The following is a 19,573-nucleotide window of genomic DNA, read 5'->3' as shown; positions in this document are numbered from 1 at the left end:
TTGACAGCAAACCGGTTGAAAAGACTTGCCGTTGGCATTACAGGGGCAAGCGGCAGTATATACGGAATACGGCTGATTGAAACTTTACTTGATCAGGCCTATGAAGTTCACCTTGTCGTATCAAATGCAGGCTGGCGTGTCATAAAAGAAGAACTAGGCTGGAACGTTACGGACCGGGAAGGGATTTTGAACGAGAAGTTCGGGAGCCGTCCCGGTTCTCTTGTTTATCATCCCGTAAATGACATCGGGGCTTCGATCGCAAGCGGTTCATTTTTAATGGACGGGATGATTATCATGCCATGTTCCATGGGTACCTTATCAGCCATTGCTCATGGAGCCTCAGATAATCTGATGGCTCGCGCGGCAGATGTGATGATGAAAGAGGGCCGTTCCTTAGTTTTGGTTCCGAGAGAGACGCCGCTTCATGCGATACATCTCGAAAATATGTTGAAGCTGTCACGCCTTGGAGTCAAAATGATTCCTGCGATGCCGGCCTTTTATTACCATCCCAAAACGATGGATGATTTAATTAATTTCCTTGTTGGAAAAGTACTTGATACTCTTCATATTGAGCATGATCTGTTTACGAGATGGGGGGAGACAACATGAATACTCACAGCAAAACCGTTCTCGGTAAGATTAGTTATACCAATGCTTGGCCTATCTTTCATTATTTTGATCCCAAGAAACTTACCCATCCGGTCGAGATGGTTACAGAAGTCCCCGCTGTACTGAATCAAAGAATACATGAAGGTACACTTGATCTGAGTGCGATGTCTTCTTTTGCTTATGGTATGGAATCAAGGCGCCTGATGGTATTGCCTGATATATCGGTCAGCAGTAAAGGCGAAGTGAAATCGATTCTGCTCTTCAGTAAAAAGAAGATAGAAGACCTGGGCAGTGGAACAATCGCTCTGACAAATACGTCGGCTACTTCTGTGAATTTATTGAAAATACTAATGACGAAGTTCTACAAATTGAACCCAGCGTATATTACACAGGAACCGGATCTGCCTTCTATGATGGAACATGCAGATGCAGCTTTATTGATCGGCGATTCTGCGATACAGGCATCTTGGACAAATCATGGCTATTATGTGTATGATCTGGGCGAGAGATGGCACTATTTCACGAACCAAAGTATGACTTTTGCGGTATGGGCTGTTTCATCCGATTATGCCAAATGTCATAGTGAAGTGATTCATGAGATCACAGATGCTTTTATATCAAGTAAAGAAAAGATATTGTTAGAACTTACTCCGGTTATAGATGAAGCGATACAAAAAATCGGAGGAACGAAATCTTATTGGTATGATTATTTTACGAATTTATGTTACGATTTTGGTGAAAATGAGTTGCAAGGCCTGCAACTGTATTTCCGTTATGCACATGAGCTTGGTCTCATGGAGCATGAGGTCCGGCTGGATCTCTGGAATGAGAATAAGCTGATACGGGTGACGGAATGAAACTACTGGATATATTGACTGAACTAAAAAAAGATATGAAGTACATCGAGAAAGAATTGTATAAAAGTGTGGAAACGGATCAGAAGCTGCTTGCTGAGACTTCCTTACACTTGCTGAAAGCAGGCGGTAAAAGGCTGCGTCCCGTCTTTGTTTTGCTGGGCGGTAAATTTGGAACCTATGATATTGAAGTGCTGAAACATATCGCTGTTCCGTTAGAACTCATTCATTCTTCATCTCTAGTTCATGATGATGTGATTGATAACGCGAAGACACGCCGCGGACAATTGACTGTGAAATCCAAATGGGATAATCGGATTGCGATGTACACAGGAGATTACATTTATGCCAGAGCAATGCTCATGATTACGGAACTCCCTAATCCGCTGATCCATCAGACCATGGCAAAAGCGATGGTTCAGATGACCATTGGTGAAATGGAACAAATCCGGGATTTCTTCAATACGGATCAGAGTATTCGGAATTACTTACTTCGTATCCGCCGGAAGACGGCTCTGCTGATTGCGATCAGTTGCCAGCTAGGGGCCGTGGCTGCGGGAGCTTCCAGTGACATTTGTAGACGCTTATACAGCTACGGTTACAATGTGGGGATGGCATTCCAAATTCAGGATGACCTGCTGGACCTTAGAGGAACAGAGAAGCAGCTTGGTAAACCGCCGGGAAGTGATATGCTTCAAGGCAATATTACAATACCCGTCATTTATGCGTTACAGGATGAGAAGATTAGAGCTGATTTGTTGCAGCTGATCGCTAACATTCGTGATCAGAATGATATTGGTAGTGTTCGTGCTGCAGTGGGTATGATTAAAGAGAGTGCGGGAATGACTAAAGCGGAGGAGCTTGCTGACCGATATATGAATAAAGCTCTTGATGCCTTGGAAGGACTTCCTGATATCAAGACAAAGAAAAATTTGCGGGATATCGCTCATTTTGTCGTAAAACGTTCATATTAATCAGGCAGGAAGATGTTCTCACGAAGTCGAAAGCTTACGAAGCAGCGCATTCATAATTAAGCCTGGAGGAGAATACACATGGAACGTACTTTTTTGATGGTGAAACCAGATGGCGTACAACGTGGACTAATTGGACGAATTGTTAGTCGGTTTGAAGATAAGGGGTTTAAACTGGTTGCAGGTAAATTCGTACAGATGACTGACGAACAAGCAAAACGTCATTATGCGGAACATGAAGGTAAGCCTTTCTTTGATGAGCTCGTGTCTTTCATTACTTCTGGGCCGGTCTTTGCCATGGTATGGGAAGGCGAAGATGTAATTGAACTTGCTCGGGTGGTCATTGGGAAAACCAAAGTGAAAGAGGCGCTCCCTGGAACGATTCGCGGAGATTTTGCGGCAGTTACTCCGCATAATCTCATTCATGGTGCTGATTCTCCTGAAAGTGCAGCTCGTGAGCTTGCTAACTTCTTTAATGAGGCTGAACTGGTATCTTACAGTAAAACGATTGCTGCCTGGACATAAACGAGTGATCTTTCCGTAAGAAGGAAGGAATCAAATGTCACTGTTTGAAAAAGGTTCTGAACAGGATGACTATGTCCTGTTTATTCATAAGATCAAGGCAGCTACTGGAATTGATCTTGCCCAGTATAAAGAAACTCAAATGAAGCGGCGGTTGACTACCCTTAGGTTAAGACATGGGTACGATTCTTTTGCCGCTTTTTTTGAAGGGATGGAACAAAACAAAGCACTTTTTCTAGATTTTCTAGATCGAATGACGATTAATGTGTCTGAATTTTGGAGGAACCGGAATCGGTGGGAAGTACTGCAAAACACATTGCTTCCTTCCCTTACTTCCCATCTTCCGCTTAAAGTATGGAGTGCCGCTTGTTCTACGGGAGAAGAGCCCTATACAATCGCAATGATTCTTGACATGGCTGGTTTGCTCTCAAGCAGTACAATTATGGCCACTGACATTGATGATGGTGCTTTGGCGAGGGCTGGGCAAGGTACATATTTGGAACGTTCCTTAAAGGAAGTTCCTGAGCAGGTAGTCAAAAAATACTTTAAACCTGAGGGATTGCATTATAAAATCGATCCTAAACTTGCGGAAGCTGTCCATTTTAGTAAACAAAACTTACTTATGGACCCCTTTGAGGATGGGTTTGACTTGATTGTGTGCCGAAATGTGATGATCTATTTTACAGAAGAAGCAAAACATGTGCTTTATCAGAAATTTGCAAATGCACTTCGTCCTGGCGGTATTTTATTTGTGGGAAGTACAGAACAAATTTTCTCACCGGGAGAGTACGGCCTTGAAGGAGCAGAGACTTTTTTCTATCGTAAAAAATAGATGCATAAAAAACAGCTAGAATGTCTCATACTGTAGCAATCAGATGTTATGGATAGATCTGGAGGCGAAAGTTATTGACAAGCAAGTTGTGATTACTGCCTACCGGCAGGGAATGATCAGTATTATGCAATGTGCTCAGATTCTTGGACTGGATCCTTCTCAAATGAGACAGGTCCTTGGCAGCATAAAGCCCGATAGTAATCTACAGAACAGCAATAGATCCAGGCAGACCAGTCTGATGGGAAGCAAGTAAACTTACGCAATAGAGAACACGCAGATTCGTCCATTTGAATCTGCGTGTTTTTTTATGAATGAGAACATTTCTTGTCAAAGATAACATGCTATACTATAATGATCAAAGATTAAGGATTTTAGCAGTTTAAAGCTTAACAGTATAAAGGGGGAACGTATTATGAGTCTTCGTTATTTAACCGCAGGGGAAACGCACGGACCCCAATTAACCGCAATCGTTGAAGGTCTTCCGAGCAATATGAAGGTGGATTTTGAGGAACTGAATTTCCAGCTCCATCGCCGTCAAAAAGGATATGGCCGAGGACGTCGTATGCAAATTGAGAAAGATACCGCTGAATTTGTGGGTGGAATTCGTCACGGATATACAACAGGAGCACCAGTGGCGCTCGTAGTTGAGAATAAAGACTGGACGCATTGGCGTAATATTATGAACATTGAACCGATCGAAGGTAATGATGAAGAGAAACGCAGAATGCATCGTCCACGTCCAGGTCACGCAGATTTGAATGGCGGACTTAAATATAATTTGAAAGATCTCCGTAATGTACTAGAACGTTCTAGTGCAAGAGAAACAACGGTACGTGTTGCTGTGGGCGCGCTTGCACGCCAACTACTCTCCGAGTTTGGAATAGAGGTTGCCGGCAGAGTGCTTCGGATTGGGGAGATTGAAGCTCCTTATGAAGACCTTCCGCTTGAAGAACTTCGTGCTCGTACAGAAGCCTCATCGGTTCGCGTTACGGATGAAGAAACAGAGAAGAAGATGGAAGCTTATATTGATCAGATTAAGCAAGAAGGCGATTCAATCGGCGGGATCGTAGAATGTATTGTGGAAGGTGTTCCTGTTGGTCTTGGAAGCTACGTTCAATATGACCGGAAGCTTGATGGACGTATTGCCCAAGGGGTTATGTCAATTAATGCATTTAAAGGTGTAGAGATTGGAATTGGGTTCGAGGCGGGCACGATTCGTGGTTCCCAGGTACATGATGAAATTCTGTATACGGAAGAGAAAGGATACCACCGTGCTACGAATCGCCTTGGCGGATTTGAAGGCGGGGTAACGAATGGTATGCCAATAAAAGTGCGCGGTGTAATGAAGCCAATTCCGACGCTTTATAAACCGCTGCAAAGTGTAGATATTGATACAAAAGAGCCGTTTACCGCTCAGGTTGAACGTTCGGATGCATGTGCTGTACCTGCTGCGAGTGTGGTAATGGAGCATGTGGTTGCTTTTGAAGTAGCTAAAGCGTTCTTGGAGAAATTCGGCGGAGATTCTATAGAGGAGATCCGGGCCAACCTCGATAACTATAATGCACAATTGGAGCGTTACTAGTGATGAGGGAGCTAAAGGTTGATCTCGGTGAACGATCGTATCCAATCTATATTGGCAGTGGACTTCTTGAAGAAGCAGGACATTATATTCAGAAGCATGGAATTAGCGTAAAAAGTTCTTTGCTTGTTATTACGGATGAGAAAATTGCTCCTCATTATCTTGATACACTTCTCACTTCTCTGGAAACGGCAGGGTATGCTGTAGCATCTGCTGTGGTACCAAGCGGTGAAACTTCTAAGTCGCTGAAAGTTTATGAAGAGATGATGACAAGTGCAATTGAAGCAAAGCTGGATCGCAGCTCAGCTATTCTTGCGCTTGGAGGCGGAGTGGTTGGAGATTTAGCTGGATTTGTAGCCGCTACTTATATGCGAGGAATCAAATTTGTGCAAATTCCGACTACCATCCTAGCTCATGATAGCAGTGTGGGCGGAAAAGTAGCGATTAATCATCCACTCGCTAAAAACATGATCGGTGCTTTTCATCAGCCAGAGCTAGTCCTTTATGATGTAAACACGCTGCTCACACTACCGCGTCGTGAGGTATCTGCCGGGCTTGCAGAAATGGTTAAGCACGGACTGATCAGGGATGCAGATTTTGCCCATTGGTGCGAGGAGAATGCAGATCAGTTATTAGCTCTTGATAAGGATGCTTTAGCGTATGGACTACTCAAAGGTTGTGCGATCAAGGCAGAGATTGTTTCTCAGGATGAGCAAGAAAACGGAATTCGCGCGATCCTGAATCTTGGTCATACCATTGGTCACGCGATTGAAGCCATTGCTGGTTATGGGGAGTTCCTTCATGGAGAAGCCATATCCATCGGGATGGTTGGATCAGCTAAGCTTGGTGTCATGAGGGGAGCAGATGCTTCGCTATATGAAGACACCAAACGGATGCTTAAGGCGATTGGACTACCGACTTCCCTCCCTGAGCATCTGAGTACTGAGGATATTATGTCTGCGATGATGCATGACAAGAAATTCAGAGAAGGCCATATGGTCTTTATCATTCCAACAGCGATTGGTGAGGTCACCATTGCCAAAGATGTACGGGCCGAGGATGTTCGTCTGGTGCTTGAGGAACTGAAGAAGGAGGTGTAGGATCGGATGTACACAAGAGGAATTCGCGGTGCAACAACGGTTGCAAGCAATACGGAAGCAGATATTGTGAATGAAACGAGCAAACTTCTCAAAGAAATCGTTCAGAAGAATTCACTTGATCCTGAGGCGATATGCAGCGTATGGATTACGCTGACGAAAGATCTTGATGCTGCATTTCCAGCCAAGTCTATTCGAGAATTACAAGGATGGGAGCTTGTTCCCCTCATGTGTTCCCAGGAGGTACCTGTCAAGGGATCACTGGAGAAATGTATTCGATTCATGATTCATGTGAATACAGACAAAACGCAAAAGGAAATGGTTCACGTATATTTGAATGGAGCCAAGGCTTTGCGGCCGGATTTAGCAGAATCATCGAATACATAGGTGAAAATGGCTTCTTGCCAAAACCTGTAGATGTAATGTATAGTGATTGTTAGCAGAGATGAGAAGAGTTTAGAGTTTAGATAAAACTTTAATTGAGTAGAGTATAGCAGAGCTGAGACGAGTTCCTATGATTTATGGCTTATGTGCGGTAGCGCATATGGGTAGCATAAAGAGTGAGGAACAACCATGGATTCATACTTTAGTGTATGGACCCATATGGAGAGATGAACATGGATTTTTGCAATATCTTGTACATATGAATCACAGCATGGGCCATATTTATAGAAATATGGATGCTGCGGATAAGAGTTCATATGCTTCCTTAGATTACGTATCTTAGGATAAGACTCTTTCTTTGTACATAGATAGATGAACCTCCATGATCGGATCATGCTGTTTACACTTCACTTTATTATTGTTTTTATGAACCTCTACGTTCTCGTAGAGGTTTTTTTGCGTAAGCATATCCCTACTTCCATCCATCTACACTCTGCCTATCTCAATGAAAAAGGAGTGTTTTATGATGAATAGCGAAGCACAGCAAGTATTAAAATTAGCAACAGAATATAATCTAATTCCTGTTGTAAAGCGGATTTTGGCTGATATGGAGACACCCATTCGATTGTTCAGCCGATTTGCAAATGAGGAATATGCATTTTTACTGGAAAGTGTGGAAGGAGGCAGCCAGTGGGCTAGATATTCTTTTATTGGCACAGCTCCTTTTTTATCGATAGCAGGGAAAAATGGTGTGTTAACACTCACGCATAAAGGTGAAAAATCACAAATGAAAGGAAAACCGATTGAAGAATTGAAGGCTTTGCTGAGGCAATACCGCAGTCCGAAAATAAAAGATTTGCCTCCCTTTACAGGTGGAGCTATTGGATTCTTCGGATATGACTTGCTTCAATATTATGAAAAACTTCCGAAACATCAAGTGGATGATCTTCAAATGGAAGATATTCAGTTTATGTTCTGTGATGAAATTATTGTTTTCGATCATGTGAAGCAGCAGATCCTGCTTGTTGGCAATTTACATGTGAATCCGGGAGATCTGGATCAAGATATTCTTGAAACTTATCAAAGAGTGACAGATCGGCTGGAACAGCTCGCAAGCCAGCTGGCAGAAGAAGGACCTTCGGAAAATGTGAATCGTCGATCGATTCCAGACGGTGTGGAGCTGGGGACGGTGCACTCGAATCTAACGAAAGAAAAATTTCTCGAAAATACGGAGAAGGCAAAGGAATATATTCGGGCCGGAGACATTTTTCAAGTTGTATTGTCCCAGCGTTTTCATATCGAAACGGAAGTATCGCCTCTTCAAGTATACCGTGTACTTCGAACACTAAATCCTTCTCCTTATATGTATTATCTGAAAATGGAGGAAGAGATCATCGTCGGCACTTCACCTGAACCGCTTGTAAAGGTGGACGGAGATCGCGTGCAGACAAGACCGATTGCGGGAACCAGACCTCGAGGCAAGACAGAAGCACAGGATGCTGAATTAGCACAAGATTTACTTACGGATGAGAAAGAACGTTCAGAACATCTTATGTTAGTGGATCTTGGTCGGAACGATATTGGGAGAGTCAGTGAGTTTGGTAGCGTGAAGTGCGATTCCTATATGGAAATCGAGAAATATTCACATGTCATGCACATGGTATCCAATGTCTCCGGTACACTTCGTGAAGATCGTGATTTCTTTGATGCATTTCTGTCATGTCTGCCAGCAGGTACGGTATCGGGGGCTCCTAAACTGAGAGCAATGGAGATCATTGCTGAACTGGAACGTGAAGCGAGAGGGGCCTATGCAGGCGCAATCGGGTATCTCGGTTTTACAGGTAATATGGATACTTGTATCACGATCCGTACCATTATTTTCAAAGAAGGTAAAGCTTACGTGCAAGCAGGGGCAGGGATTGTATGGGACTCGGTACCAGAAAAAGAATACGAGGAAACTGTAAATAAGGCAAAAGCTCTGCTGACCGCCATTCGCTACGCAGAAGCGATGTTTCCTGTAGAGCCATCAGCTCCAGCGTATGCTAACCAAGACTATATTTGTATGTCATCCAATCTTAAAGGATAAGGAGGAGGAGAAAACATGAATATGCTAAGCAGCGTAACTGCTATCCAGCAGGGTCTAAATAAGATATTAGGTGGAAATCATCTGTCGCAGGAAGAGTCAAGACTTGTGATGTCTAGTATCATGAACGGGGAAGCAACATCCTCGCAGATTGGCGGATTGTTAACAGCACTTCGCATGAAGGGCGAAACGGTAGATGAGATTACAGGTTTTGCTCAGGCGATGCGAAGTTCTGCTAATAAGATGATAACGGATCAAGAAAATTTACTGGATACTTGCGGTACCGGAGGCTCTGGTATTAGTAAGTTTAATATATCCACAGCTTCAGCAATCATTGCCTCCTCCGTATCGGTACGGGTAGCTAAACACGGCAATCGTTCCGCAAGCAGTAAAGCTGGCAGCGCGGATGTACTTGAAGCATTAGGCGTAAATATTCACCTGAATAACACTCAAGCTAAGGCTTGTTTAGATGAAATTAATATTTGTTTTTTATTTGCTCAGCTGTATCATCCTTCGATGAAGTATGCGGCAGCACCGCGTAAAGAACTCGGTTTTCGCACCGTATTTAATATGCTTGGTCCGCTTACCAATCCAGCTGGAGCAGATCGGCAGGTATTAGGACTATATGATATCAACAAGACAGAGATTATTGCTGAGGTACTAGGAAGACTTTGTCTCAAAAGAGCACTCGTAGTAGCAAGTTATGACGGGCTTGATGAGATCAGTATTTCAGACAAAACAAAGGTGTCGGAACTTAAGGATGGAATAGTTCATACGTATGATATTCATCCGAGCGACCTTGGCCTCCGTGTACATCCGCTGACTAGTGTGCTTGGCGGCAATGCGGCTGAAAATGCGGAGATTATAAAAGGTGTCTTATCGGGTGAAATGAGCCCTTATCGTGATATCGTACTTGCAAACAGCGGTGCTTCAATCTATGTAACGGGCCTTGCAGGAAGTTTGGCCGAAGGTGTTCATATGGCGAAGGGTGCTATTGATTCCGGCAAAGCCTATGAAAAGCTCACACAACTTATTCAGAAAACGGGGGAGTATGACCATGAGTACGTATCTTGATCGCATTGTAGCTACCAAAATAGATGAAGTAGCAAAAATTAAGCAAAGCTTTGACCTTACTGCAGCAGAGAGAAAGATTGCACAAATGCCGAATACGAAAGGATTTGAGCAGGCTTTATCGAGATCGCACAGTTGCGGGATGGGACTTATTGCCGAAGTAAAAAAAGCATCCCCTTCAAAAGGGCTAATTCGCCCTGATTTTGATCCCGTACGGATTGCTAAGGCCTATGAAGAGGCAGGAACGGATTGTATATCCGTTTTGACAGACGAATTATATTTTCAGGGCCAGGCCGCCTATTTAACGGAGATTAGAAATGCAGTGAACGTTCCCTTACTTCGTAAAGATTTTATTATTAGTGAGCTTCAGATTGCGGAGGCACGCCTAATCGGTGCGGATGCAGTCTTACTTATTGCCAGCATACTGACACAAGAACAGATGGGAGCCTATCATCAGTACGCTAAAGACCTTGGTCTTGACGTTCTGGTCGAAGTGCATGATGAGCATGAACTTACACAGGTACTTGATCTGAATGTTGCCACCCTTATTGGAATTAACAATCGGAATCTGAAAAGCTTTGAAACGGATCTGAATACAACCGCACTTCTATCACAGCAGGTTCCTGCGGGCATCACCTTAATTAGTGAAAGCGGCATAAGAACCAAGGCGGATGTTGAGTTTTTAAAAACAACAGGGGCAAAAGGAATTTTGGTCGGAGAACAGTTTATGCGTAACGAAAATGTTGGTGAAGCAGTGCTTGAGATGATGGGAACGGGGAACTAAAATGATGTCTATTTCTAAAGTGAACGAGAAGCCGCTTGTAAAAATATGTGGACTTCAGGACGTTGAAGTGCTAAAATCTATGAAACACTTAACTGTCGATTTTATTGGATTCGTTTTTGCAAGATCAAAGCGTCAGGTGACTGCAGCACAAGCAGCAGGCCTGGTGAATGTATTGTCAGAATGGGATGTGCGTCCATTACCCAGATCTGTTGGGGTATTCGTAAATCCCTCAGTGGAGGAGATTGAAGAAATTCTTCGTCAAGTATCGCTGGATGTAATTCAGCTGCATGGTGATGAATCTCCAGCATTATGCCAAGAACTAAGAGCTAAGTTTGGTGTGAATGTATTCAAAGTGTTTTCTTTGAATAACGATCCTAACCAGGCGGCTGAAGATATAGATAGAAGTCTCGCTCCTTATGAAGGAGTAATAGATGCCGTTCTTATAGATACCTTTGATCCTGTATACGGAGGCGGTTCTGGCCGGACTTTTTCCTGGGAACGAAGCATTCCCTATCAGTTATGGGCACGGAACATGCAAATTCCGCTCTTTATAGCGGGAGGGTTAGAACCTGATAACGTACATGAACTTGTGAATGGGTATGCACCGGGTGGTGTTGATGTATCCAGCGGTGTAGAGACAAATGGAATCAAAGACATAAATAAAATGACAGCTTTTGTGGAAAGGGTGAAGAAGGCATGACACTGGTACCGGATGTATATGGTCGTTTTGGACCTTTTGGAGGACGTTATGTACCTGAGACATTGATGAATGCCCTGATTGAACTGGAAGAGGAATTTAAACGTTTTTCCGAAGATGATGAATTTAATGAGGAACTCCGTTATTTGTTAAAACAATATTCAGGCAGAGAAACACCTCTCTATTACGCTGAACGCCTTAGTCATCATTTAGGCGGTCCGAAAATTTATTTGAAGCGTGAAGATTTGAATCACACAGGCGCTCATAAAATTAATAATGCACTCGCGCAGGGGCTGCTTGCAAAACGGATGGGCAAAAAGAAAGTCATCGCGGAGACAGGAGCAGGACAGCACGGAGTTGCTACTGCCACCGTTGCAGCACTGTTAGGTCTGGAGTGTAAAGTATTCATGGGTGAAGAAGATACAAAACGGCAGCAGCTGAATGTGTTCCGTATGAACTTACTCGGAGCGGAAGTCATTCCGGTTACGTCAGGTTCTCGCACGCTGAAAGATGCGGGCAACGAGGCCTTAAGATACTGGGTGAGTAACGTGGAAGATACGTTCTATATATTAGGTTCTGCAGTTGGACCTCATCCATACCCGCTCATGGTTCGTAACTTTCAGCGTGTGATTGGTGATGAGACCCGTCGTCAAATCCTGGATACCGAAGGCAGACTTCCGGATGTGGTGGTTGCACCTGTCGGCGGCGGAAGTAATGCGATCGGTATGTTTTATCCTTTTGTTGAAGATGAAGATGTGCAGTTGATTGGCTGTGAGGCTGCTGGTAAAGGGGTAGATACGGAATTCCATGCCGCAACGATGAGCAAGGGAACACAAGGGGTGTTCCAAGGTTCGATGAGTTATTTACTTCAAGATGAATTTGGGCAAGTCCAAGAGGCTCACTCGATCTCAGCTGGACTAGATTATCCGGGTGTAGGTCCAGAACATTCTTATTTGAAGGATATTAAACGTGCACAGTATGTGCCTATAACAGATCAAGAAGCGCTAGATGCACTACAGCTACTCAGCAGAATTGAAGGGATTATTCCTGCACTTGAATCCGCACATGCGGTTGCAGAAGTTGTGAAACTAGCTCCAACCATGAAGAAAGATCAGATCATTGTCATCTGTCTATCAGGCCGGGGAGACAAAGATGTGGAATCCATTATGAAATATACGGGAGGTGGACTCGCATGAGTATCCGATTAAACCGGATGGATGAGACCTTCCAAACCCTGCAGATGAGCGGCAAAACAGCACTTATTCCTTTTATAACAGTGGGAGATCCAGATCTGAGCACGACTGTTGAGATCATTATTGAACTCGAGAAGGCAGGGGCTGATGTGATTGAACTAGGCGTGCCTTATTCTGACCCGCTTGCAGATGGACCCGTCATTCAGCGTGCTTCTGAACGAGCACTAAAACAGCAGATTACGATTCGTACATGTATGGAGACAGCTAAACGTGCACGTGCAGCGGGAGTGAAGCTGCCATTTGTGCTCTTTACATACTACAATCCCGTGCTTCAGACAGGTCTGGAATCTTTCTTTGACTTGTTAGTAGAGCATGATATTAGCGGTATGATCATTCCGGATCTTCCGATTGAAGAATCCGCACAGATTCGTGAATATGCGGATCGTGCTAATATTCACCTTATTCCCTTAGTTGCGCCAACATCGAAGGAAAGAATAAAGAAGATCGTCTCGAGCGCAAGAGGATTTATTTACTGTGTATCATCACTAGGTGTAACAGGAGAGAGAGCTGCATTCCACCAGAAAGTAGATGAATTTATTACAACGGTAAAATCATATACAACGCTTCCCGTTGCTGTTGGCTTTGGGATATCCAGTCGTGAACAGGTAGAACATTTTTCTGGAATTTGTGATGGGGTTATCGTAGGCAGTGCCATTGTGAGAGAGATCGAACATACGATTCCTTTGTTATCAAATCCAGATACGAAAGAAAAAGGACTTTTGCAAATACGCCAGTTTGTGGCACAATTAAAAGTATAATTTTGGATATTTTTTTCATTATCCACAAGGGAGGGCTTGTTTATGAAACATAAGTCTACTATTGGCAATTTACCCGTATATAAACCAGGAAAGCCCGTTGAAGAAGTGAAAAAAGAGCTGGGACTCAGTGAAGTGATTAAGCTTGCATCGAATGAGAATCCTTATGGCAGTTCGGCACTTGTGAAGGATGCAATTCAGGCAGAACTTGCAAATCTGAGTATCTATCCAGACGGTTCAGCAGGAGAACTTACAGCTGATTTGGCCGTACATCTGGGTGTGCGTGATGATCAAATTATTTTTGGCGCAGGTTCGGATGAAATCATTGCCCTGATCGCTAGAGCCTTTCTCGTTCCAGGTGACGAGACAATTATGGCGGATCAAACTTTTTCAGTATATAAGAGTAATGCAGATATTGAAGGAGCGGTAAGTATCGAAGTTCCGCTTGTTAACGGTACGCACGATCTGGAGGGCATGTTATCAAAAGTCTCTTCCAAAACAAAAATAATCTGGGTATGTAATCCGAATAATCCAACAGGTACCATTATCACTGAGAAAGAGCTTATTTCCTTTATGGATCGTGTCCCTTCCGATGTGATGGTCGTTCTTGATGAAGCTTATTATGAATTTGTTACGGATGAATCCTATCCAGAGACGATACCTATGTTGGAGAAATACAATAACCTTGTCATATTACGAACATTCTCCAAAATTTACGGACTTGCGTCTTTACGGATCGGCTATGGGATCGCGAGTTCCGAAGTAATCTCTTTAATTAATCAAGTCAGAGAACCTTTTAATACCACAAGATTCGGTCAGGTTGCTGCTCGTGCGGCTCTTCAGGATCAAGACTTTGTAAAAGATTGCCGTGATAAGAATCGCCAAGGTGTTACTTATCTGCAAAGCGAATTTGATCGTTTAGGTCTTCACTATTTCCCTTCACAAGGTAATTTTATACTTGTACAAATTGGCAGACCGGCTGCCGAGATGTTTGATATCTTACTGCGACAAGGTATTATTATCCGTTCTGGGTTCCAGGTTTATCCTGACTACATCCGGGTATCTGTAGGTACACCAGAACAGAATCAAGCGTTCATCAAAGCGCTAGAGCATGCGCTTACCCCTGAACGCTCGGAAGTATAGTGGACTCGGAATGAGAACAGAAGGAATAAACTGCAAAATTGCAATCTTTGGCGTGGGACTCATCGGAGGGTCTCTCGCCCTTTGTTTTAAAGGGAAGCCGGGAATAGAAGTAGTCGGTTATGCGCATGAACCGAAGATTCAAGAAAGATACCTAAAGAGCGGCGTACTTGATCATGTGACCTTATCCATTGAAGAGGCGGCACTGGATGCGGATTTCATTTTTTTAAGTGTACCGGTCGGCATGCTGAATTATTATCTTCAGGAACTAAATAAGCTCCCGCTAAAGAAAGGCTGTATTATTACAGATGTAGGCAGCACGAAAGCCTCGATTACAGCAGCTGCGAAGACACTCGATTTTCGAGATGTATATTTTATTGGCGGGCATCCGATGGCGGGTTCAGAACGGTCTGGCGTAGAGGCGGCTTCACCGCTGCTATTCGAAAATGCTTACTATGTTCTTACACCTCAGCCGGAGATTGAGGAAGACGTCTATAATAAGCTTCATCATCTACTGTCTTGTACAAGAGCACAAGTCATCCGGGTAGAACCTGAGCATCACGATGATATCGTGGGCGCTATTAGTCACTTGCCTCATATTATTGCGGTAGCACTGGTTAATCAGATCAGCAGCTATAACCAAAATGAACCTTTATATCAGCTGCTTGCAGCCGGCGGTTTCCGTGATATTACCCGTATTGCGTCGAGTGATCCGGTAGTATGGCGTGATATTTTACTGAGTAACCGTGATGTATTACTGCGACTTCTTCGAGACTGGAATAAGCAAGTAGGCCAGTTCACTCAGGTGCTGGAGGAAAGTAATGGGGAAGCGATTGAAGCTGCTTTTCGTGAAGCCGGTTCTTTTCGAGATCAATTACCGGAGCGAAGAAAAGGAATCATCAATGCTTTATTTGACATTTATATTGATGTTCCGGATACCCCAGGGATTATTGGCCGGATTGCTACGGAACTGGGGACGGCTCGGATTAATTTGAGCAATATGCAGATCATTGAGAGCAGAGAAGATGTACCCGGCATTCTCAGGTTATCCTTCCGACAGGAAGATGATATGGAGAGAGCAATTGAACTTCTTACTAATCTGGGTTATACCGTACGAAGCTAAGAGAGAGGGGAAGCCCTCTTTCTTTGTTTATAAAACCGCTTTATTTATGTAAATATGCAAGATCCTAAATAAATGTATAATTATGGTTGACAGAATGAAAACGGATACATATAATAAAAGTACAGTATGGTTTCTCTCCACTCCTATCCAATAACTGGTTGTTCTGAAAGATGAACAACGGGCCGCGATGATTCGCGGCCTCTTTTTTTTGAAGAGAAAGATGTGCTTCTATATGTGAAGGTGAATTTTCTATAACAATATTGAATTTCTTTCAATCTTTGTTTTCAGTGCATCCTCGATTTTTGAGAAAGTTGAAATATTGTTCTGTATTTCTTTAATAGCAATGACTGTCTATATTTTTTCTAATAAAAATCAATAATTTTCAATCATGAAATTTTAATAACACAGATTTTGAACAACGGGCTGCAATAAATTCGCGGCCTATTTTTTTTGCTTACATGACTAGATCAAACCGGTCCACTTAGTCTTAAAGTATCATAGACGTAAAATAAATAACAAATTTTTCATAAATTAAAAGGGAAACTTTGGTTGATTATATGGTATAATGTTCCTTGGAATTATAGGAATGATTAGGAAAGTGTTACTACATAAGGATTTACAAGCAAGAGAGTAAGAACTAGTTAGCTATTTACAACCTAATAATAAAAATTACATTTCTGTAATTATATTCAATCATAATAATAGGTTCCCGCTCTAAAAAGTGTTGTTACAGGCATTTTCATATACCTGGGCACTATGGAACTGCAAGGAGGAGCTTAGACCTAATGGATGATTCAGAGTTGATTAAAGAAATAAAAGCAGGAAAAGTCGAGCTATATTCTGAGCTCATGGGAAGATATGAAAGAAAGATGTATGCTTTTGTCTACCACATGCTTCGCAGTTCTGGACTTGAACATATGTCAGAAGATTTAGTATCAGAAACATTTTATAAAGCTTATCGAAGTCTAAATTCCTTCCGCGAGATTGATGCATCTTTCTCCACCTGGGTGTATACTATTGCTAGAAATACGGTTCTTAGCGAACTTCGAAAACATCGAGGAAGTAATATTCCGCTTGAAGAAAGTGGAGTTATTCCTGTTGCTTCTTTGGATACAGCTCCTGAACAAGCGATGCTGAGAAATGAACGTGTCATTAAAGTGCGTGAAGCAATTAATAATTTGCCTGATAAGCAGCGAACGGCTCTTATTCTCAGAGAATATGATCAGCTCGAATATCAGGAAATTTCGGATATTTTAGGGCAGACCGTGAGTTCCGTCAAATCTTTATTGTTTCGTGCACGGATGAGCGTCAAGAATCAGTTGCATTCGTATTTCTTTGAACCGATCTATGAGGAATATGAAGGGATGAAAAGTCAATGAATTGCAACGAAGCCCAGGAGTGCATGGCGCAAGTTTGGGATTTGTCCGCACATCATCCGGTACGAGTTGAACTGAATAAACATATAGAAGAATGCTCTGATTGTGCCTTTGAATATAGCAGGTGGGAGGAATTATATGACCTGATTCCCGAGACTTTAGATCCTGTTCCCGACAAGTCGCTTCAATCGATGCACGGTAAGGTAATGGACAAGATATACAGCGACCATCCGCATATTCAAAGAACAGATATCAAACCCTACAAATGGACGGAAACAACGGTCACTCGTTTTTCAATCTGGATTTCTGCTTGTTTAGCCGTGTTGTTGTGCAGCATCGTGCTCATGGTATGGAAGGTAAGTACTAGTAGCGATGCTGGCATGAATAATGGTGCTGGAATTGTTCCTACTGGAGTAGCGAGTAATACACCGGCTTTCAGCTTGTTTTACCATGATACTAAAGGTGCTTCTGGTATTATTGAACCCTTTGTAGCAGGGATTCCCGCTTACCCTGAGTACTGGATATTCATATCTTTGCTAGCTTTGGGGATGGCTTTATTCTCTTTACGCAGAATGCATCATATAACCAAATAACAAAAAGAGAAGGAGGCATATCTTGAAATGAGAATTGGTTTAATACGTCATGGACTTACGGATTGGAATGTAGCTGGACGAATTCAAGGACGCAGCGACATTCCTCTGAATGATGAAGGCAGACTGCAGGCAAAGTTGCTTGGAGAACGTCTTCTAACTGAACCCTATGAGTGGGACTATATTATAACGAGCGGATTGTCTCGCGCACAGGAAACAGGAGAAATCATAAGCCGTATTATTAATGTTCCTATGCTTCCGCCTGATGAACGACTTCAAGAAAGATCTTTTGGGCAGGCCGAAGGCCTAACGCAAGAAGAACGAGAAGCAAAATGGGGAGTAGACTGGAATTTATTAGACTTAGGGCAGGAAAAAGAACCTGATATGCGGGTAAGGGCCCTTACCTTTATTAATGAATTGGCACAGACACATCCTCATCAGCATATTCTTGTCGTTTCTCACGGGGCTCTGCTTGCTCAGTTATATAAAGCACTTTACGAAGATCGATATAACGAGAGAATTGGAAATTTGTCTCTTACCATACTAGAGAACGAAGAAGAAAAATGGAATCCGTTGCTTTATAACTGTACGAAGCATTTAATGGAATGTTCGTTTGAAAAATCAAAAAAATAATTGCTGTGTAAATAACCCGAATGCAGATTCGGGTTATTTTTTTTGCCGTAAAGGAATAAATGTTGCAATAATTCCCATAATGGTAGTAAAACGGCGAGGCGATGGGACAATGAATTTAGCGGATCTACTTACGTATGCTGACATTGGTCAGCTAAACCGCATTGCAAACCATTATGAATGCAGCAGCAACACCCATTCCAAACATGAATTAATTCAGAGTATTTTAGTTACACTTGGTAATTCCTCCTTTATTGAAGAACTGGTATATGATCTGCCAGAGGGTCAGCTTAGCTTTCTAAATGCACTACTGTTTGATGGAAGGGTAAATTACAGCATAGAAGAACTTACGGCCCTTGCAAAGCAAGCAATGGAACCCAAGGGAGAACGTCCTGCTGCCTATTTTCGCGATATTGTTGTTCAGTTTACGAAACGGGGCTGGTTATTTAACGGTTCAACACAGCAAACGAAATATTTGTATCGTGTTCCCCAAGATTTAAAAATGAAATTTATGGGCGTAATACGTTCAAAATTTATACAGCTTGCTGAGGTTGTCCCTGAACCTTCCGTCTATCGTGAAGAACATCATTTAATGTTCGAGGATATGAAATTGCTGCTTAAATTCACTGATCAGTATGAAATTCCTCTGAATCAGGAAGGATTTATGTATAAGAGAACGCAGCAGCAGCTGCTGGATTTTCTACATGTAAAAGAACCATTGGTAGGAAAAGCAGGATGGCGTTTCGGATATGGGAGAAGCTATAAAGAATACCCTGATCGGTTAGCTCTACTGTATGATTATGCGATTCATCAGCGGTATATAGCAGAAAACAATGGAATTCTTGCTATTACCGATGAAGGCACTCATGTTTTTGAGAAGTCATCAGACGAAGAGTTGATGCAGATTTTTCGCTATTGGTTAAGACTTTATAAAGGAGCTATTCCAAGTCTTGCTTCTGTTGTGTATTGGATTGGGGAGTGTGCGAAGGAATGGATTACTGTTTCCTCCTTACTGGAAAGCATGGGTGAGATCATTCATCCCTTCTACTACGATACGAATGAGGCTGTTCTTAAACAGCGAATACTTCAAATGATGATGCATCTAGGAATGGTTCGGATCGGAGAACATGAGGAGAAGGGACAGGTTGTTAGAATGACACCTTGGGGAAACCGGTTAACGGTAACCTGTAATGCGGTTCAATATACATCCCGTTAACCCGTGA

At 42.8% G+C, this 19,573-nt stretch carries 21 protein-coding genes; all 21 read left to right on the top strand.

The features are described from left to right. The 21 genes from KJS58_RS00615 (at nucleotide 1) to KJS58_RS00515 (ending at nucleotide 19,566) form a co-directional block, all read left to right on the top strand. Nucleotides 1-609 (top strand): UbiX family flavin prenyltransferase, encoded by a 609-nt coding sequence (locus KJS58_RS00615; RefSeq protein ID WP_236570537.1) that lies wholly within the window; start codon nucleotides 1-3, stop codon nucleotides 607-609. Then, nucleotides 606-1,466 carry a menaquinone biosynthetic enzyme MqnA/MqnD family protein gene (locus tag KJS58_RS00610; protein ID WP_213529577.1) on the top strand — a complete coding sequence of 287 codons (861 nt, stop codon included), beginning with the start codon at nucleotides 606-608 and terminating at the stop codon, nucleotides 1,464-1,466. The genes KJS58_RS00615 and KJS58_RS00610 overlap by 4 nt, the downstream gene beginning before the upstream one ends. Next, a complete protein-coding gene (locus KJS58_RS00605; RefSeq protein WP_213529576.1) occupies nucleotides 1,463-2,437 on the top strand; it encodes a polyprenyl synthetase family protein in 975 nt (324 codons plus the stop codon). The genes KJS58_RS00610 and KJS58_RS00605 overlap by 4 nt, the downstream gene beginning before the upstream one ends. Nucleotides 2,438-2,515: 78 nt before the next feature. Further along, on the top strand, nucleotides 2,516-2,959 hold the full coding sequence (ndk, locus tag KJS58_RS00600; protein WP_213529575.1) for a nucleoside-diphosphate kinase: 444 nt from the start codon (nucleotides 2,516-2,518) through the stop codon (nucleotides 2,957-2,959). A gap of 34 nt (nucleotides 2,960-2,993) precedes the next feature. Then, nucleotides 2,994-3,788 carry a CheR family methyltransferase gene (locus tag KJS58_RS00595; protein WP_213529574.1) on the top strand — a complete coding sequence of 265 codons (795 nt, stop codon included), beginning with the start codon at nucleotides 2,994-2,996 and terminating at the stop codon, nucleotides 3,786-3,788. Between the two features lie 43 nt (nucleotides 3,789-3,831). Beyond that, nucleotides 3,832-4,041, top strand: a complete 210-nt coding sequence (locus KJS58_RS00590) for a UPF0175 family protein (RefSeq protein ID WP_249716835.1) — start codon at nucleotides 3,832-3,834, stop codon at nucleotides 4,039-4,041. A 159-nt stretch (nucleotides 4,042-4,200) separates the two neighbouring features. After that, a complete protein-coding gene (gene aroC, locus KJS58_RS00585; protein ID WP_213529573.1) occupies nucleotides 4,201-5,370 on the top strand; it encodes a chorismate synthase in 1,170 nt (389 codons plus the stop codon). Between the two features lie 2 nt (nucleotides 5,371-5,372). After that, nucleotides 5,373-6,467 (top strand): 3-dehydroquinate synthase, encoded by a 1,095-nt coding sequence (gene aroB, locus KJS58_RS00580; protein WP_213529571.1) that lies wholly within the window; start codon nucleotides 5,373-5,375, stop codon nucleotides 6,465-6,467. Between the two features lie 6 nt (nucleotides 6,468-6,473). Continuing rightward, nucleotides 6,474-6,851, top strand: a complete 378-nt coding sequence (gene aroH, locus KJS58_RS00575) for a chorismate mutase (RefSeq protein ID WP_213529569.1) — start codon at nucleotides 6,474-6,476, stop codon at nucleotides 6,849-6,851. 520 nt (nucleotides 6,852-7,371) lie between these two features. Further along, nucleotides 7,372-8,934: an anthranilate synthase component I gene (trpE, locus tag KJS58_RS00570; RefSeq protein WP_213529567.1), complete on the top strand. Its 1,563-nt coding sequence runs from the start codon at nucleotides 7,372-7,374 to the stop codon at nucleotides 8,932-8,934. 21 nt (nucleotides 8,935-8,955) lie between these two features. Beyond that, nucleotides 8,956-10,005 carry an anthranilate phosphoribosyltransferase gene (trpD, locus tag KJS58_RS00565; RefSeq protein WP_213530236.1) on the top strand — a complete coding sequence of 350 codons (1,050 nt, stop codon included), beginning with the start codon at nucleotides 8,956-8,958 and terminating at the stop codon, nucleotides 10,003-10,005. Next, entirely contained in the window at nucleotides 9,989-10,786 is a 798-nt protein-coding gene (gene trpC / locus KJS58_RS00560) for an indole-3-glycerol phosphate synthase TrpC (RefSeq protein WP_213529565.1), read from the top strand. Before trpD ends, trpC begins: the two co-directional genes overlap by 17 nt. Before the next feature lies 1 nt (nucleotide 10,787). Beyond that, the gene (locus KJS58_RS00555) at nucleotides 10,788-11,486 is read left to right on the top strand and encodes a phosphoribosylanthranilate isomerase (RefSeq protein ID WP_249716831.1); all 699 of its coding nucleotides are present in this window, start codon (nucleotides 10,788-10,790) and stop codon (nucleotides 11,484-11,486) included. Then, nucleotides 11,483-12,679, top strand: coding sequence for a tryptophan synthase subunit beta (gene trpB / locus KJS58_RS00550; protein WP_213529563.1), 1,197 nt, complete (start codon nucleotides 11,483-11,485; stop codon nucleotides 12,677-12,679). The genes KJS58_RS00555 and trpB overlap by 4 nt, the downstream gene beginning before the upstream one ends. Then, nucleotides 12,676-13,494, top strand: a complete 819-nt coding sequence (gene trpA, locus KJS58_RS00545) for a tryptophan synthase subunit alpha (RefSeq protein ID WP_213529561.1) — start codon at nucleotides 12,676-12,678, stop codon at nucleotides 13,492-13,494. The genes trpB and trpA overlap by 4 nt, the downstream gene beginning before the upstream one ends. A 42-nt stretch (nucleotides 13,495-13,536) precedes the next feature. Beyond that, a complete protein-coding gene (gene hisC / locus KJS58_RS00540) occupies nucleotides 13,537-14,634 on the top strand; it encodes a histidinol-phosphate transaminase (protein WP_213529559.1) in 1,098 nt (365 codons plus the stop codon). Between the two features lie 10 nt (nucleotides 14,635-14,644). Next, complete coding sequence (locus tag KJS58_RS00535; RefSeq protein ID WP_213530232.1) at nucleotides 14,645-15,754, top strand: prephenate dehydrogenase; 1,110 nt, start codon at nucleotides 14,645-14,647, stop codon at nucleotides 15,752-15,754. 785 nt (nucleotides 15,755-16,539) lie between these two features. After that, a complete protein-coding gene (locus tag KJS58_RS00530; protein ID WP_213529558.1) occupies nucleotides 16,540-17,133 on the top strand; it encodes an RNA polymerase sigma factor in 594 nt (197 codons plus the stop codon). A gap of 23 nt (nucleotides 17,134-17,156) precedes the next feature. Beyond that, on the top strand, nucleotides 17,157-17,723 hold the full coding sequence (locus KJS58_RS00525) for an anti-sigma factor (protein WP_213529557.1): 567 nt from the start codon (nucleotides 17,157-17,159) through the stop codon (nucleotides 17,721-17,723). Nucleotides 17,724-17,750: 27 nt separating this feature from the next. Continuing rightward, complete coding sequence (locus tag KJS58_RS00520; RefSeq protein WP_213529556.1) at nucleotides 17,751-18,353, top strand: histidine phosphatase family protein; 603 nt, start codon at nucleotides 17,751-17,753, stop codon at nucleotides 18,351-18,353. Between the two features lie 109 nt (nucleotides 18,354-18,462). Beyond that, the gene (locus KJS58_RS00515) at nucleotides 18,463-19,566 is read left to right on the top strand and encodes a hypothetical protein (RefSeq protein WP_213530230.1); all 1,104 of its coding nucleotides are present in this window, start codon (nucleotides 18,463-18,465) and stop codon (nucleotides 19,564-19,566) included. The last annotated feature ends 7 nt before the right edge of the window (nucleotides 19,567-19,573 follow it).

Source organism: Paenibacillus sp. J45TS6, from assembly GCF_018403285.1.
GTDB lineage: Bacteria > Bacillota > Bacilli > Paenibacillales > Paenibacillaceae > Paenibacillus.
This window is presented reverse-complemented; position numbering and strand designations above follow the sequence as displayed.

What these genes read in the sequence shown, in the direction of transcription:
- aroB (WP_213529571.1), top strand. Translation starts at nt 5,373, where the DNA reads ATGAGGGAGCTAAAGGTTGATCTCGGTGAACGATCGTATCCAATCTAT.
- trpE (WP_213529567.1), top strand. Translation starts at nt 7,372, where the DNA reads ATGATGAATAGCGAAGCACAGCAAGTATTAAAATTAGCAACAGAATAT.
- KJS58_RS00515 (WP_213530230.1), top strand. Translation starts at nt 18,463, where the DNA reads ATGAATTTAGCGGATCTACTTACGTATGCTGACATTGGTCAGCTAAAC.
- aroC (WP_213529573.1), top strand. Translation starts at nt 4,201, where the DNA reads ATGAGTCTTCGTTATTTAACCGCAGGGGAAACGCACGGACCCCAATTA.
- hisC (WP_213529559.1), top strand. Translation starts at nt 13,537, where the DNA reads ATGAAACATAAGTCTACTATTGGCAATTTACCCGTATATAAACCAGGA.
- trpD (WP_213530236.1), top strand. Translation starts at nt 8,956, where the DNA reads ATGCTAAGCAGCGTAACTGCTATCCAGCAGGGTCTAAATAAGATATTA.
- trpC (WP_213529565.1), top strand. Translation starts at nt 9,989, where the DNA reads ATGAGTACGTATCTTGATCGCATTGTAGCTACCAAAATAGATGAAGTA.
- KJS58_RS00535 (WP_213530232.1), top strand. Translation starts at nt 14,645, where the DNA reads ATGAGAACAGAAGGAATAAACTGCAAAATTGCAATCTTTGGCGTGGGA.
- trpA (WP_213529561.1), top strand. Translation starts at nt 12,676, where the DNA reads ATGAGTATCCGATTAAACCGGATGGATGAGACCTTCCAAACCCTGCAG.
- KJS58_RS00520 (WP_213529556.1), top strand. Translation starts at nt 17,751, where the DNA reads ATGAGAATTGGTTTAATACGTCATGGACTTACGGATTGGAATGTAGCT.
- KJS58_RS00555 (WP_249716831.1), top strand. Translation starts at nt 10,788, where the DNA reads ATGATGTCTATTTCTAAAGTGAACGAGAAGCCGCTTGTAAAAATATGT.
- KJS58_RS00525 (WP_213529557.1), top strand. Translation starts at nt 17,157, where the DNA reads ATGGCGCAAGTTTGGGATTTGTCCGCACATCATCCGGTACGAGTTGAA.
- aroH (WP_213529569.1), top strand. Translation starts at nt 6,474, where the DNA reads ATGTACACAAGAGGAATTCGCGGTGCAACAACGGTTGCAAGCAATACG.
- trpB (WP_213529563.1), top strand. Translation starts at nt 11,483, where the DNA reads ATGACACTGGTACCGGATGTATATGGTCGTTTTGGACCTTTTGGAGGA.
- KJS58_RS00610 (WP_213529577.1), top strand. Translation starts at nt 606, where the DNA reads ATGAATACTCACAGCAAAACCGTTCTCGGTAAGATTAGTTATACCAAT.
- KJS58_RS00605 (WP_213529576.1), top strand. Translation starts at nt 1,463, where the DNA reads ATGAAACTACTGGATATATTGACTGAACTAAAAAAAGATATGAAGTAC.
- KJS58_RS00530 (WP_213529558.1), top strand. Translation starts at nt 16,540, where the DNA reads ATGGATGATTCAGAGTTGATTAAAGAAATAAAAGCAGGAAAAGTCGAG.
- ndk (WP_213529575.1), top strand. Translation starts at nt 2,516, where the DNA reads ATGGAACGTACTTTTTTGATGGTGAAACCAGATGGCGTACAACGTGGA.
- KJS58_RS00590 (WP_249716835.1), top strand. Translation starts at nt 3,832, where the DNA reads ATGTTATGGATAGATCTGGAGGCGAAAGTTATTGACAAGCAAGTTGTG.
- KJS58_RS00595 (WP_213529574.1), top strand. Translation starts at nt 2,994, where the DNA reads ATGTCACTGTTTGAAAAAGGTTCTGAACAGGATGACTATGTCCTGTTT.